The organism is Nocardioides sp. NPDC127514 (genome assembly GCF_040302125.1).
In the GTDB taxonomy this organism is placed as follows: domain Bacteria; phylum Actinomycetota; class Actinomycetes; order Propionibacteriales; family Nocardioidaceae; genus Nocardioides.
Window position 1 is genome coordinate 51,925 of the sequence record NZ_JBEORF010000034.1, and the last position, 14,387, is coordinate 66,311.

Consider the following 14,387-nt stretch of genomic DNA (forward strand, 5'->3'; position numbering starts at 1 on the left):
AATTCGGCGTTGTGAGTCGTAGGTCGGGTAACGACCAACCTACGACACCCGCCCCGACGAATCCCCAGTTTTTCCGGACGAGACCGGAGTTGTGGGCGACGAAGGTCTACTTTCGTCGCCCACAACTACGGATTCGGCGCCCGTTCGTGCGGACTCGATCGAGACGAGTCAGGCGACGTGGTGATGGGCCGGGAGGTCGAGGAAGCCGGCATCGCCGCCGGCGTAGTAGGTCGCCGGGTCGGCCTCGGCCAGGGGAAGCCGACGACGAAGGCGCTCGACGAGGTCCGGATTGGCGAGGTACGCCCGGCCGAAGCTCACCAGGTCGGCACCCAACCCCAGCCAGCGGTCCGCGGAGGCCAGGTCTGTCGGCCTGGCCCCGAACGGCGCCGCGCCGCGGGTCAGCCACGAGCTCGGGTTGACGATCATGGTCCCGTCCCACCGCTTGCGCAGGTCCAGCATGGTCGCCTCGTCGGTGGTGGCCTCGATGTGGACGTACGCCAGCCCGAGCCGGTTGAGCTCGGTGAGCAGCGCCGCATAGACCTCGGCATGATCGGGCTCGGTAACGTCCCAGAGCCCGGCGCCGGGCGAGAGCCGGATGCCGACGCGGTCGCCGCCGACGGCGTCCACCGTCGCCGCAACCGCCTCGACGGCGAACCGGATCCGGTTGGCCACCGAGCCGCCGTAGCGGTCGGTGCGCAGGTTGGCGTTGGTTGAGAGGAACTGGCTGATCAGGTAGCCGTTGGCCCCGTGCAGCTCGACCCCGTCGAACCCGGCGCCGACCGCGCGGCGGGCGGCCTCGGCGTACGACTCGGCCTGCTCGGCGACCTCAGCCGTCTCCAGGGCACGCGGCACCGGTGCGGGCAGAGGCCCGGTCGGCGTGAAGACGTCGGTCGCCAACGCGACAGCGGACGGGGCGACCGGCCGGAGGCCCGAGATCGACTCGTGCGAGACCCGGCCGCCGTGCATGAGCTGGGCGAAGATCCGGCCACCGTTGATGTGGACGGCGTCGGTGACCTGCCGCCACGAGGCGGCCTCCGCGTCCGTACGCAGCCCGGCGGTGTTGGGGTTCGAGGTGCCGACAGTGTTGGGAGCGATCCCGTCGGAGATGAGCAGGCCGGCGGTCGCCCGCTGAGCGAAGTACGTCGCCATCGACGGCGTCGCCAGGCCGTCAGCAGTGCCTCGGGCGCGGGTCATCGGCGCCATCACGATCCGGTTCGGCAGCGTCAGCGGGCCCAGGTGGTGGCGGTCGAAGAGGCTGGTCACCGGTGAGCTCCTTGGGAGTGACAGTGGGTCGCCACGTACGCTAGAACCTGACACTGACGTCAGAGGCAAGTCTTGTGCCGGAGATCACCCAGGAGGGGTTCGATGCGGATCGGCGAGCTCGCGAGGCGAGCAGGCGTGAGCGTCCGCTCGCTGCGCTACTACGAGGAGCAGGGGCTGCTCGAGTCCGAGCGCAGCAGCAGCGGGCAGCGGCACTATCCGGAGGCGGCCGTCGACCGGGTGATCCTCCTCCAGCGGCTCTACGCGGGCGGACTCTCGAGCCGTACGATCGGCGAGGTCCTCCCCTGCGTCGACCGGCCGAGCTCCGACACCTCCGAGGCCGCCTTCGAGATGATGGTCGGCGAGCGTGACCGGCTCAGCGCCCACATCGAGGACCTGCTCCGGACCCGCGACATGCTCGATGAGCTGATCGCCACGAACCGCCGCCACAACGCGACCCTCGCGAGCGACTCAGCCCGCTGACCGACCGGCCGAGACAGCAGAAGTGGGCGACGAAACCACAGTTTCGTCGCCCACTTCTACAGATTCGGCGGAAGGGGTCGCCGGAGGCTCAGGACTTGTAGTCCTTGAGCAGAGAGCGGCCGATGATCATCTTCTGGATGTCGCTGGTGCCCTCACCGATGAGCATGAACTTGACCTCGCGCATGAGGCGCTCGATCTCGTACTCCTTGGAGTAGCCGTAGCCACCGTGGATGCGGAAGGAGTCCTCGACGACCTCGTTGGCGTACTCGGAGGCGACCATCTTGGCCATCCCGGCCTCGACGTCCATCCGCTTGCCGGTGTCCTTGAGACGCGCGGCGCGGACCATCATGTTGTGGGAGACCTCGACCTTGGTGCCCATCTCCGCCAGACGGAACAGGATGGCCTGGTGCTCGGCGATCTTCTTGCCGAAGGTCTGGCGCTGCTGGGAGTAGGCGATGCCCAGCTCGAAGCCACGGATCGCCAGGCCGCAGGCGCGGGCGGCGACGTTGACCCGGCCGACCTCGACACCGTCCATCATCTGGAAGAAGCCCTTGCCCGGGGTGCCACCGAGGATCTGGTCGGCCGAGATCTTGTGACCCTCGAAGATCATCTCGGTCGTGTCGATGCCCTTGTAGCCCATCTTGTCGATCTTGCCGGGCACGGTCACGCCCTGCGCGGTCTCGCCGAAGCCCGGGGTCTTCTCCACCAGGAAGGTGGTCATGTTCTTGTAGACGCTCTCGGCGCCCTCATCGGTCTTGGTCAGCACCGCGACCAGGGTCGAGGAGCCACCGTTGGTCAGCCACATCTTCTGGCCGGTGATGCTGTAGGACCCGTCCTCGAGCTTGGTCGCCTTGGTCGACACCGCGCTCACATCCGAGCCGAGACCGGGCTCGGACATCGAGAACGCGCCACGTACCTCGCCGGTGGCCATCTTCGGCAGGTACTTCTGCTTCTGCTCCTCGGTGCCGTGCTGCATCAGCATGTAGGCCACGATGAAGTGGGTGTTGATGACGCCGGAGACCGACATCCAACCGCGCGCGATCTCCTCGACGCACAGCGCGTAGGTCAGCAGCGACTCACCCAGCCCGCCGTACTCCTCCGGGATCATCAGACCGAAGATGCCGAGCTCCTTGAGACCTTCGACGATCTCGGTCGGATACTCATCGGCGTGCTCCAGCTCCTGGGCCACCGGAATGACCTTCTCGTCCACGAACTGACGGACGGTCTTCAGGATCTCTTCCTGAATATCGGTGAGACCTTCGGTCTCGGCAAGGCGACCCATGCTTCACTCCTACTCTCGGTGGTCGAGCCTGTCGAGACCACCACGACGTGTCACTGCGGCAGGTTACCAATCAGTAACCATCGGGGACAGGGTGACTCCCACCACACCGCGATCCTACGTCGCTCAAACCCGCCGTCCGACTGCCGAGAAGAACGGCTTGAAGAGCTTGTCGTACGACGCCCTGGTGACGCTCACGTAGCCCGACCGCTTCCCGGAGCCGGCCGAGGTGGACATCTGGGTGCTGGAGCTGAAGGCGAACGCCGGGGTGGCACCGGTCCTGCTGATCAGCAGCACGGTCGCCCTCAGGCCGGCGCGGTCATAGCCGCTCGGGCGCCGTACGGCCCAGCTCTCCTTGTTCACGTCCTTGCCGAGGACGCGCTGCAGCGAGCGCATCTCGGCGGTCGTGGTCCGTTCCGCGGTGACGACCTGGACCTGCGCCCCACGCGACTTGGCCCGCTTCAGCGCCCGGAGCACCTTGGCGTTGCACAGCGCACGGGTGGCCAGGTGGACGACCTGACCCCGCTTGGTGCTGTTGACCGACTTCAGGACCGTACGCAGCACGCTCTGCTCCTCGGCGGTGCTCAGTCCCGGGTCGGTGACCACGACACCCGGCCCGAACCTGACCCGCGAGGAGCCCTCAGTGGAGGTGACCGGCAGCGGCGAGAAGTCGACGCGTACCGCGTGGTGGTCGGACTCGAGCCCGAAGGCGCGCTGGTTGCCGGTGGCGAACCGCGCGATCCCACGAGCGAGCACGTAGTCGATGGTCGAGGCCCGGCCGTGCGTCACCGGTACCTGCTGAGTGACGTCGTAGCTCGGGGTCAGGTGCTGCGCGGCGAAGATGTCGCTCGGGTAGCGAGAGCCCTCGTACTGCACGTTCAGGTCGCCGCCCACCATCACCGGGCCGCGTCTGGCCAGCGCCTTGACGAGCACGTTGAGCGCGCGGGCCGAGGGACGGACCAGGTCGCCGTAGTACTTGGACTTGGGCGCGAAGTGCACGGCGACCACCGAGACGTTCCGGCCGGTCGCCCGGTTCTCGAGGGTGACCCAGTTGGCGAACCTGATGCCCCAGTGCAGCCGCTGGTCGGCAGGCTTGCCGCGCTTGTCGCTGATCTGGTGGATGCCCTTCGAGGTCGCTGCCCACTCGTCGTTGTCCCAGGCCACCGCCGTGGCCGACCTGTAGGGGTCGCCGCCCTTGCGCCACACGCGGTAGCGCCCCGGCTCGAGGTCCGCGGTCCGGCGGCCGTTCACCTCGTTGTAGGTGATGAAGTCGGGCGCGGTGTCGACGACCTCGCGTACGTCCTTCTTGAACCTCGCCGTACCCATGCTGGCCTTGATGTTGGCCTGCACCATCCGATAGCGCGGTGGCGAGTAGGCGACGGTCGCCAGGTCCGTCACCGACGGAGCGGACGAGTCGCGCACGGCGACGAGCGCGCCGCCGAAGAGGCCTAGAACCAGCCCCGTGGTGAGCAGAGCCTTGAGCATCCGAACCCCGTAAGACGGGACAGAAGATTGCGTACGCATCCGCTCGAGCCCCTTTCACAGCAGTCGCGGCCGATCACGCTGGCCACATAGACACCTTTTGTAACACAAGCCTCACCTGGTTCACGGTTCCCATTCCGGGGCCGTTCGGATAGTTCATCGAATTCACCGGCGGTGCCACCGCGTGAGCGTCGAAGCGCCCCGCTGGGGGCTATGTCATAACGTTGGCCCGTGAGCACCTCGCCCAACCGCGTCTACGCGGCACGCCTGGTCGGCCTTCCGATCTTCGACCCGCTCGGTGAGCAGGTCGGCAAGGTGCGAGATCTCGTGGTCACGGTCAGATCGGACGCCCGACAGCCCCGCGTGCTGGGCCTGGTGGTCGAGGTCTTCGGGCGCCGGCGCATCTTCGTGCCGATGACCCGGGTGACCAGCATCGACGCCGGCCAGATCTACACCACCGGCCTGCTCAACATGCGCCGCTTCCAGCAGCGTTCGACCGAGACCCTGGTGATCGGCCAGATGTTCGACCGTCAGGTCACCATCCGCCCCACCGGCGTCGTCGGCACCGTCTACGACGTCGGCATGGAGCAGGCCCGCAACCGCGACTGGCTGCTCTCGCGGGTCGCCGTGCAGGAGCTCGCCAAGGGACTGCGCCGTCGCGGCCAGACGCACGTGGTCGAGTGGAACGACGCCGAGGGGCTGGCCAGCCGCTCCCCCACCCAGGCCGCGACCCACCTGGTCCAGGCGATCCACGACATGCGCCCGGCCGATGCCGCGACGATGATCCACGAGCTCCCGCCCGAGCGGCAGCGACAGGTCGTCGCCGCCCTCGACGACGAGCGCCTGGCCGAGGTGCTTGAGGAGCTGCCCGAGGACGACCAGGTCGCCATCGTGCGGGCCCTGGACTCCGAGCGTGCCGCCGACGTGCTCGAGGAGATGTCGCCCGATGACGCGGCCGACCTCATCGCCGAGCTGCCAGAGGAGACCGCCACCCTGCTGCTCGAGCTGATGCAGCCCGAGGACGCCAAGGACGTACTCCGGCTGATGTCCTACGAGGAGGACACCGCCGGCTCGATGATGACGCCCGAGCCGGTCATCGTCGGCCCCGACGCGACCATCGCCGACGCGCTCGCTCTCGTACGCAACCCCGACCTCACCCCGGCCCAGGCCGCCCTCGTCTACGTCTGCCGTCCACCGCTGGAGACGCCGACCGGCAAGTTCCTCGGCATCGCCCATATCCAGCGGCTGCTGCGCGAGCCACCGTCCACGCTGGTGGCGGGCGCGCTCGACGAGTCCCTGGAGCCGCTGCGCCCCGAGGACAGCACCGAGCAGGTCGCGGCCCACCTGGCGACGTACAACCTGGTCGCCGCTCCCGTCGTCGACGAGAACGGCCATCTCGCCGGCGCGGTCACCGTCGACGACCTGCTCGACCACCTGCTCCCGGAGAACTGGCGCGAGAACCTCGCCCGCCAGGAGTCGGCCACCGAGCCGCGTCCCGACACCAGGCCCGACACCCGCCCCAACAAGGTGATCACTCCGGAGATGGTGCGCCGTGGCTGACACCCGCGCCGCCCGCGGCCGCCTCGACACCCCGCGCGAGCTGCGCCGCCCGCTGGTCCGGCGACCCACCTTCCGCGCCGACGCCTTCGGCTCCTTCGCCGAGGCCTTCGCCCGCTACATGGGCACCGCCCGGTTCCTCGCCTGGATGACGATGGTCGTGTTCATCTGGGTCGCCTGGAACGCCCTGGCTCCCCGCGAGTGGCGCTTCGACGAGTTCCCGTTCATCTTCCTGACCCTGGCGCTGAGTCTGCAGGCCTCGTACGCCGCGCCGCTGATCCTGCTCGCGCAGAACCGCCAGGAGGACCGTGACCGGGCCATCGCCGAGCAGGACCGTCGTATCGCCTCGCAGTCCAAGGCCGACATGGAGTTCCTCGCCCGCGAGACCGCGTCGCTGCGGATGGCCCTCGGCGAGGTCGCCACCCGCGACTACCTCCGCTCCGAGCTCCGGCTGCTTCTCGAGGAGCTCGACGAGCGCGACCGTCACCGCGGTCCGATCGACCAGCCCTCGGGCGATGCTGGAGACTCCCCACGCACGACGTAGGCTTGCATACCGTGAGTAGCCCGCTTCTCGACCGTGTCAACGCAGCCCTGGCGACCGTTCAGGACCCGGAGATCAAACGTCCCATCACCGAGCTGGGGATGGTCGACTCCGTCTCGATCGACGACGCAGGTGTCGTCAGCGTCAAGGTGCTGCTGACCGTCGCCGGCTGCCCGCTCAAGGACACCATCAACCGCGACACCACCGCGGCGCTCGAGAAGGTCGACGGCGTCACCGGCGTCGACCTCGAGCTGGGTGTGATGACCAACGAGCAGCGCACCGAGATGCGCAACGGGCTCACCGGCGGTCAGGCGCAGCGGGAGATCCCCTTCGCCCAGCCGGGCTCGCTGACCAAGGTCTTCGCGATCGCGTCGGGCAAGGGCGGTGTCGGCAAGTCGTCGGTCACGGTCAACCTCGCCGTCGCGCTCGCCCAGCAGGGTCTCAAGGTCGGCATCGTCGACGCCGACATCTACGGACACTCGGTGCCCGCGATGCTGGGCGTGGCCGACTCCCGGCCGACCCAGGTCGATGACCTGATCATGCCGGTCCCGACCGCCTCGGGCGTCTCGGTGATCTCGATCGGGATGCTCAAGCCCCGCCGCGACCAGGTCGTCGCCTGGCGCGGACCGATGCTCGACCGGGCCCTGGTCCAGATGCTCTCCGACGTCTACTGGGGCGACCTCGACGCGCTGCTGCTCGACCTGCCCCCGGGCACCGGCGACGTGGCGATCTCGCTGGGCCAGCACCTGCCCAACGCCGAGATCGTCGTGGTCACCACCCCGCAGGAGGCCGCCGCCGAGGTGGCCGAGCGGGCCGGCACGATGGCCGAGATGATGCACCAGCGCGTCGTCGGCGTCGTGGAGAACATGTCCTGGCTCGTCCTGCCCGACGGCTCCAAGATGGAGGTCTTCGGCTCCGGCGGTGGCCAGCGGGTCGCCGACACCCTCTCCCAGCGCTTCGGCTCGAAGGTTCCGCTGCTCGGCCAGATCCCGCTGGAGCAGACTCTGCGCGAGGCCGGCGACGCCGGGAAGCCGATCGTCGAGTCCGACCCGACCGCCGAGTCGGCCAAGGTGCTGGCCGAGGTGGCGCGTACGATCTCGGGCCGCGGCCGAGGGCTCGCGGGCATGCAACTGGGCCTCACTCCCACCTCCAAGCTCTGAGCCTGTAGGTTCACCTCCGTGTTCGGCATCGGCTTCGCGGAGCTTGCCGTCATCGTCGTGATCGCCATCCTGGTCTTCGGCCCGGACAAGATCCCCGACATGGCACGGCAGATCGCCCGCCTCCTCCACCAGGTGCGCAACCTGGCCAACAACGCGCGCGACGATCTGCGCGGAGAGCTCGGGCCCGCCTACCAGGACCTCGAGCTGCGCGACCTCGACCCGCGTCGCATCGTCAGCAGACAGATCCAGGAAGCTCTCGCCGACATCGAGGAGGAAGAGGCGCGCGCCAAGGCGCCCAAGCCTCTTCTGGCCGGCGAGAAGCCGCCCTACGACGACCAGGCCACCTAGCCCGTCCCTCCAGTCTCCTTTGTCACAGGAGAACCTTCTGTTACTCGCCGGTTTAGAACCACGAATAACGGGTAAGAGAAGGTTGCCTGCGTAGAAAGGAGTTTGCGCCCATGAGCGCTCTACCATCTCGGGACCCTGATCCTGCGGAGCCGGATCCGCAACGCCCCGCCGAGGTGCCCCTGGCCGATGTCCAGGGCACGCTCGCCTTCGACCTACAGCCACGCCTGGACCCGCCGCAGCCGGACCGGAGCGGGCGGGACGACGCACTGCTGGCCGAGCCGATCCCCATCGTCCCCGCCCGCGGCCATCTGAACGCGTGGATCCCACAGTTCGCCCAGAAGATCGCCGAGGTCGTCGGCGGGGACCGTCCGGCGAGCCAGCTGGTCCGCTGGACGACCAAGGAGGTCGTCTCCGATCTTCGCTACCGCGCCGCCCTCACCGCCCGTAGCGGGGCGTACGAGCCCGGCCTGGGCCGCCACCAGCCGGTCCGTCCCCGCGTCTATCGTTGGCGCCTTCACGTGGTCACCGACACCATCGTCGAGGCCACCGCCACGATCAAGTACGGCCACGGCTACCGCGCGATGGCCCTCCGCTTCGAGCAGAGCGGGGAGAACTGGATCTGCACGGTCCTCAACTTCGGTCCGTACGAATGAACCCGTGGAGCGCTGTACGTACCTGGTACGTACAGCGCTCCACGGGTTGTGAGCTGAGGTGTCCTCAGCCGTTGACGCGGGTGGTGAGACCGGTCGGGCCGCCGGGGCGGCCGTGGCACTGCTTGAACTTCTTGCCCGAGCCGCAGGGGCACTGCTCGTTGCGGCCGATCTTGGCGTAGGGGTCGTCGGCGTTGCTGACGGTGTTGCCCTGCGCCTCGGCCTGACCCTGCTCGTCCGGGCCGGAGAAGGCCAGGTGCTTGGGAGCGGCAGGCTTCTGCAGACCCGGCGCGACGATGTGGGGCGACCCACTCGGCGCCTGGCCCGCGGGCTGTGCCTTCAGGGCGGCGGAGATGTCCTGGAGACCACCGGCCTGACCGACGCCGACCGGCGGCTCGGCGAGCGCGCCCTCGTGCATCGGACCGGCGTGACGGGTGCCGTCGGGGTGGTAGTGGAACTCCGGCTCCGCCTGCTCGACCTGGACCTCCAGGTTGAACAGGTAGCCGACCGCGGCCTCCTTGATGCCGTCCATCATCGCGGTGAACATGTCGAAGCCCTCGCGCTGGTACTCCACCAGCGGGTCGCGCTGCGAGTAGGCCCGCAGACCGATGCCCTCACGCAGGTAGTCCATCTCGTAGAGGTGCTCGCGCCACTTGCGGTCCAGCACCGAGAGGACGACCTGGCGCTCGACCTCGCGCATGCCCTCGGAGCCGATCTCCTCCTCGCGGCGGTCGTACGCCTCCTGGGCATCCTTCTTGAGGATCTCGATCAGCTCGTTGCGGTCGAGGTCGTCCTTGCTGCCGCCGGCGTCGGCGATCAGCTTCTCGGGCTCGACCGATACCGGCCACATCTGCTTGAGGTCGGTCCACAGCTGGTCGAGGTCCCACTCCTCGGCGTAGTCCTGGGTCGCGCCGGTGACGACGCCCGTCACGACGTCGTCGATGAAGGTGCGGATCTGGTCCTCGAGGTCGGCGCCCTCGAGCACCTCGCGGCGCTCGGCGTAGATCACCTTGCGCTGGCGGTCCATGACGTCGTCGTACTTGAGGACGTTCTTGCGGGACTCGAAGTTCTGGCCCTCGACCTGGGTCTGCGCGTTGGCGATCGACTTGGTCACCGACTTGGCCTCGATCGGCACGTCGTCGGGGATCTTCAGCGTGGTCAGGATGCGGTCGACCCACTCGCCCTTGAACAGGCGCATCAGGTCGTCCTCCAGCGACAGGTAGAAGCGGGACTCGCCCGGGTCGCCCTGACGGCCGGAACGACCACGCAGCTGGTTGTCGATGCGGCGGGACTCGTGGCGCTCGGTGCCGAGGACGTAGAGACCACCCAGCTTGGTGACCTCCTCGTGCTCCGCGGCGACCTGCTCCTTGATCCGCTCGACCGTCGGCGCCCAGTTCTGCTCGTACGCCTCGGCCGTCTCGCCTGCGGGCTCCAGGCCCTGCTTGCGGAGCTCCTGGTCGGCCAGGAAGTCGACGGAGCCACCGAGCATGATGTCGGTGCCTCGACCGGCCATGTTGGTGGCGACGGTGACCGCGCCCTTGTGGCCGGCCAGCGCGACGATCTTGGCCTCGTCGGCGTGGTACTTCGCGTTGAGGACGGTGTGCGGGACGCCGCGCTTCTTGAGGATGTTGCCGAGGTATTCGGACTTCTCCACCGAGACGGTGCCGACCAGCACCGGCTGGCCCTTCTTGTGGCGCTCGACGATGTCGTCGGCGACGGCCTCGTACTTCGCCTCCTCGGTGCGGTAGACGAGGTCGGGCTGGTCCTTGCGGATCATCGGCTTGTTGGTCGGGATCGGGACGACGCCGAGCTTGTAGATCTTGTCGAACTCCGACTCCTCGGTCATCGCCGTACCGGTCATGCCGGAGAGCTTCTCGTAGAGGCGGAAGTAGTTCTGCAGGGTGATGCTCGCCAGGGTCTGGTACTCCTCGCGGACCTTCACACCCTCCTTGGCCTCGATCGCCTGGTGCAGGCCGTCGTTGTAGCGGCGGCCGGCGAGCATGCGCCCGGTGTGCTCGTCGACGATCAGGACCTCGTCGTTGGCGACGACGTACTCCTTGTCGCGGCGGAAGAGCTCCTTGGCCTTGATCGAGTTGTTCATGAACGAGATCAGCGGGGTGTTGACCGCCTCGTAGAGGTTCTCGATGCCGAGGTGGTCCTCGACCCGGGTGATGCCCCGCTCGAGAACGGCGATGGTGCGCTTCTTCTCGTCGACCTCGTAGTCGACGTCCTTGGTCAGCGTCTTGGCGATCGTGGCGAACTCGTCGTACCACTTCACGTCGTCCTCGGTCGGGCCCGAGATGATCAGCGGGGTGCGGGCCTCGTCGATGAGGATCGAGTCGACCTCGTCGACGATCGCGAAGAAGTGGCCGCGCTGGACCAGGTCGGCCATGGAGGAGGCCATGTTGTCGCGCAGGTAGTCGAAGCCGAGCTCGTTGTTGGTGCCGTAGGTGATGTCGCAGTTGTAGGCCTCGCGGCGCTGCGCCGGGGTCATCTGCGGCAGGATCACGCCGACGGTGAGGCCGAGGAAGCCGTAGATGCGGCCCATCATCTCGGCCTGGAACTTGGCCAGGTAGTCGTTGACCGTGACAACGTGGACGCCCTTGCCGGCCAGCGCGTTCAGGTAGGCCGGGAGCACCGCGGTCTGGGTCTTGCCCTCACCGGTCTTCATCTCGGCGATGTTGCCGAGGTGGAGCGCCGCACCGCCCTGGATCTGCACGTCGTAGTGACGCTGGCCCAGGACGCGCTTGGTGACCTCGCGGACCGTGGCGAACGCCTCGGCCATGATGTCGTCGAGATCCTCGCCGTTCTCCAGGCGTTGCTTGAACTCGTCGGTCATCCCGCGCAGCTCGTCATCGCTCATCGCGACGAACTCGTCCTCGATCGCGTTGACGGCCTTCGAGATGGCCTCGAGCTCGCGAAGGATCTTGCCTTCGCCGAGGCGAAGGATCTTGTCGAGAATTGCCACGGTGGCGGGCTCCTACTAGCGGCAGACAGATAGCACGCTCACTCTACCCACCTCCCGGTCGCCCACTCACACCAACGGCGCAAGCAGGGGTGCCAGGTCGCCCTTGGGATCGACCGCGATGGCGCTCAGCCCGAGCCATCCGGCGAGCCGTTCGAGCTCGGCCGCGAGCTCGATGGCCGTCTCTACGGGCGCGCCGGCTTCCGCGAACGCGCCCTTGACCTGGAGCGTTCCGCTCTTGCGGTCGGCCTTCAGGTCGACGCGGCCGACGATCTGCTCGCCGAGGAGGAACGGCAGCACGTAGTAGCCATGGATCCGCTTGGGCGCCGGCGTGTAGATCTCGATCCGGTAGAAGAAGTCGAAGAGCGCCTCGGTGCGCTCCCGCTCCCAGACCAGCGGGTCGAACGGGCTCAGCAGCGCACGAGCCTCGACGCGCCTCGGGAGGCGCGACCCGGAGAAGAGGTACGCCTGCTTGCGGATGCCCTCGACCGCGACCGGCTCCACCTCGCCGGCGTCGATGAGCTGGTTGAGTGCGCGTGTCGTGTCGTCGACGCGCATCCGGAAGTAGTCGGCGATGTCCTTGGCGGTGCCGACGCCGTGGGACCGAGCAGCGCGGCGTACGAGCTCGAGGTGGGCCTCCTCCTTCGACGGCGTCGGCGCGTCGAGGTGGATCTGCGGGATGACGCGCTCGGGCAGGTCGTAGGCGACCTCGAACTGGTCGTTGCGGTGCGAGATCGCCAGCTCCCCGAACATGTAGAGGATGTCGAGGGTCTTGCGCGAGTCGGACCAGTTCCAGCCCCAGTGGTCCTTGGTCTGCGGGCCGGCGTCGTCGAGCGCCTTGGCCGCCTCGCGCGCGGTGAGCGCCCCCTGCTCGGCCACCAGCGCGAGCACCTTCTCCTTCATCCCGTCCGGCACGCTCCCCCACCACTTCGAGCCCTTCTGGGCGCGGTAGTGGTCCATCCGCCACTGCATGTGCGGCCACAGCTCGACCGGCATGAACGCCTGCACGTGGGCCCAGTACTCGACCATCCGGCGATCCTTGAGGCCCTTGCTGGCGCGGTGCAGGAGCCCGGTGTCGTACGCCCCCATCCGGCTGTAGAGCGGCATGTAGTGCGCGCGCTGCAGGACGTTGACCGAGTCCACCTGGAGGACTCCGGTGCGCTCCAGCGTGCGCTGGAACGTACGCATGGTCGGCATCGTGTGGGGCTTGTCGGCGAACCCCTGCGCCGCCAGGGCGATCCGGCGGGCCTGGGAGCGGCTGAGTGTCTGAGAGCGGGGCACGACACCGACTCTAGAGCCGGTTCCGGACAAGTCTCGTCCGGAACCGGCTCCCGCCCGCACCCCGATGCGGGATCCTGGCCTCATGGCTACATCCGCGGGCGGGAACACCTCGGATGGGCACGAGGTCGTGGCAGCGCTTGCCGACCGCCTCGGGACGCTGCGATGGGTGATCGGCCTGTACGTCGCAGGGTCGCTCGCCACCCGCGACTACGTTCCGGGCGTGAGCGACCTGGATCTGGTCGCGCTCACCGACGGGCCGCCGGACGCGGACCAGATCTCGTCCATCCACAGCGAGCTCGATGCCGGGGTCGCGGCGGGCGCCGATCTCGGCTGCGCCTACATCGCCACCGATCGGCTGAGCGAGCCCGAGGCGTCACACCCCACGTGGACCCACGGCCGGCTGGTGCACCGACCGCTGACCACCATCCCCCGCGTCGAGCTGGCCGTGCACGGCCTGACGGTGTTCGGTGACGATGTGCGGACGGTGTTCCCACCGGTCAGCGAGGAGGACGTCCGCGAAGCCGCGCGCAGCGAGGTGTGCGGCTACTGGGCGCGGGACGTCAGACACCCTGCTTGGTGGGTCCTCGAGCCGGAGATCGCCGAGCTGAGCCTGACCGCGATGGCCCGAGGTCGTCATGCGGCCGACCAGGGCCGGCTGCTCACCAAGACGGCGGCGATCGAGGAGGCCGACGCGCCGGCGTGGCTCCGCGACCGGATCCGGGCGCGGCGCCGGGGCGACCCGGTGCCGCTGCCCCGCCTGCGTACGGCGTGGATCGCCTGGAACGATGCCCGCCGGACCGTTGCAGCGCTCGGCCGATGAAAGAAAAATTCCTTTCACAGCGGGCCGAAGACATCGCCGACATCCGCATCGAGCCTCACGGTGTCGAGCACGCTCAGCAGCTTGCGCTCCTCGAAGCGGAAGTGGGACTCCATGATCGCGGCGATGCCTTCGAGGTGCTTCCCGAGGTCTTCGGGGGTTGCGGCCCGATCGACGGCGGCCTGAAGGCCGCCGAGGAGGTGGCCGATCATGGAGTGGTCCTGCTCGAGATAGCGGATCGTCTCGCGCAGCTCCGGGTGTGACCGGGCGATCGCCGGGAAGAGCTCCCGGTCCTCCCCCTCGTGATGGCCGGTCAGGGCCGCGCAGAACCCATGACAGAACAGCAGCAGGTCGCGAGCCGCGGGCTCGGCGGGATCTCCCGCGGCGATGGCCTCCTGCGTCACCCGCAGGGCCTTGCGCAGACGCTCGTGCACGTCGCGCATCTCGTTGCTCCAGGCGATCAGCCTGGTCTTCTCGCCCTCAGTCACGTGAGGGCGAAGGGGACGACAACATCAGTCGTGCTCCTTCGAATCCGGCGCCTCCATGCCTGACACGGTCTGCCAC

The 14,387-nt window shown here is 68.3% G+C and carries 13 protein-coding genes; 7 read left to right on the forward strand and 6 right to left on the reverse strand.

Annotated elements, in window-relative coordinates:
- Positions 1–168: 168 nt before the first annotated feature.
- Entirely contained in the window at positions 169–1,263 is a 1,095-nt protein-coding gene (locus ABTX24_RS24370; RefSeq protein WP_350843291.1) for an alkene reductase, read from the reverse strand.
- 102 nt (positions 1,264–1,365) lie between these two features.
- Between ABTX24_RS24370 and ABTX24_RS24375 the strand changes: the two genes are divergently transcribed.
- Positions 1,366–1,743: a MerR family transcriptional regulator gene (locus tag ABTX24_RS24375; protein WP_160027345.1), complete on the forward strand. Its 378-nt coding sequence runs from the start codon at positions 1,366–1,368 to the stop codon at positions 1,741–1,743.
- A gap of 88 nt (positions 1,744–1,831) precedes the next feature.
- Here the strand turns inward: ABTX24_RS24375 and ABTX24_RS24380 are convergent, their stop codons facing one another.
- Complete coding sequence (locus ABTX24_RS24380) at positions 1,832–3,025, reverse strand: acyl-CoA dehydrogenase family protein (RefSeq protein WP_160027343.1); 1,194 nt, start codon at positions 3,023–3,025, stop codon at positions 1,832–1,834.
- A gap of 123 nt (positions 3,026–3,148) precedes the next feature.
- A complete protein-coding gene (locus ABTX24_RS24385; protein WP_350843294.1) occupies positions 3,149–4,507 on the reverse strand; it encodes an endonuclease/exonuclease/phosphatase family protein in 1,359 nt (452 codons plus the stop codon).
- Between the two features lie 228 nt (positions 4,508–4,735).
- Here ABTX24_RS24385 and ABTX24_RS24390 point away from each other — a divergent pair, with 228 nt between their 5' ends.
- From ABTX24_RS24390 to ABTX24_RS24410, 5 genes are all read left to right on the forward strand, one after another.
- Entirely contained in the window at positions 4,736–6,064 is a 1,329-nt protein-coding gene (locus ABTX24_RS24390) for a magnesium transporter MgtE N-terminal domain-containing protein (protein WP_160027339.1), read from the forward strand.
- The gene (locus ABTX24_RS24395) at positions 6,057–6,605 is read left to right on the forward strand and encodes a DUF1003 domain-containing protein (RefSeq protein ID WP_160027330.1); all 549 of its coding nucleotides are present in this window, start codon (positions 6,057–6,059) and stop codon (positions 6,603–6,605) included. The genes ABTX24_RS24390 and ABTX24_RS24395 overlap by 8 nt, the downstream gene beginning before the upstream one ends.
- Positions 6,606–6,616: 11 nt before the next feature.
- A complete protein-coding gene (locus tag ABTX24_RS24400; protein ID WP_160027328.1) occupies positions 6,617–7,762 on the forward strand; it encodes an Mrp/NBP35 family ATP-binding protein in 1,146 nt (381 codons plus the stop codon).
- 18 nt (positions 7,763–7,780) lie between these two features.
- Entirely contained in the window at positions 7,781–8,110 is a 330-nt protein-coding gene (locus ABTX24_RS24405) for a sec-independent translocase (RefSeq protein ID WP_008364136.1), read from the forward strand.
- Between the two features lie 110 nt (positions 8,111–8,220).
- Positions 8,221–8,763 carry an Rv3235 family protein gene (locus tag ABTX24_RS24410; protein ID WP_350843296.1) on the forward strand — a complete coding sequence of 181 codons (543 nt, stop codon included), beginning with the start codon at positions 8,221–8,223 and terminating at the stop codon, positions 8,761–8,763.
- 64 nt (positions 8,764–8,827) lie between these two features.
- Here ABTX24_RS24410 and secA read toward each other — a convergent pair whose 3' ends face one another.
- A complete protein-coding gene (gene secA, locus ABTX24_RS24415; RefSeq protein WP_160027324.1) occupies positions 8,828–11,728 on the reverse strand; it encodes a preprotein translocase subunit SecA in 2,901 nt (966 codons plus the stop codon).
- Between the two features lie 66 nt (positions 11,729–11,794).
- Positions 11,795–13,006, reverse strand: coding sequence for a winged helix-turn-helix domain-containing protein (locus ABTX24_RS24420; RefSeq protein WP_350843298.1), 1,212 nt, complete (start codon positions 13,004–13,006; stop codon positions 11,795–11,797).
- An 82-nt stretch (positions 13,007–13,088) separates the two neighbouring features.
- Between ABTX24_RS24420 and ABTX24_RS24425 the strand changes: the two genes are divergently transcribed.
- Positions 13,089–13,826, forward strand: coding sequence for a hypothetical protein (locus ABTX24_RS24425; protein ID WP_350843300.1), 738 nt, complete (start codon positions 13,089–13,091; stop codon positions 13,824–13,826).
- Positions 13,827–13,840: 14 nt separating this feature from the next.
- Here the strand turns inward: ABTX24_RS24425 and ABTX24_RS24430 are convergent, their stop codons facing one another.
- Positions 13,841–14,311: a hemerythrin domain-containing protein gene (locus ABTX24_RS24430; protein WP_350715434.1), complete on the reverse strand. Its 471-nt coding sequence runs from the start codon at positions 14,309–14,311 to the stop codon at positions 13,841–13,843.
- Between the last annotated feature and the right edge of the window lie 76 nt (positions 14,312–14,387).

Coding starts and splice junctions, on each gene's coding strand:
- ABTX24_RS24375 (WP_160027345.1), top strand. CDS start 1,366: ATGCGGATCGGCGAGCTCGCGAGGCGAGCAGGCGTGAGCGTCCGCTCG.
- ABTX24_RS24380 (WP_160027343.1), bottom strand. CDS start 3,025: ATGGGTCGCCTTGCCGAGACCGAAGGTCTCACCGATATTCAGGAAGAG.
- ABTX24_RS24385 (WP_350843294.1), bottom strand. CDS start 4,507: ATGCTCAAGGCTCTGCTCACCACGGGGCTGGTTCTAGGCCTCTTCGGC.
- ABTX24_RS24410 (WP_350843296.1), top strand. CDS start 8,221: ATGAGCGCTCTACCATCTCGGGACCCTGATCCTGCGGAGCCGGATCCG.
- ABTX24_RS24425 (WP_350843300.1), top strand. CDS start 13,089: ATGGCTACATCCGCGGGCGGGAACACCTCGGATGGGCACGAGGTCGTG.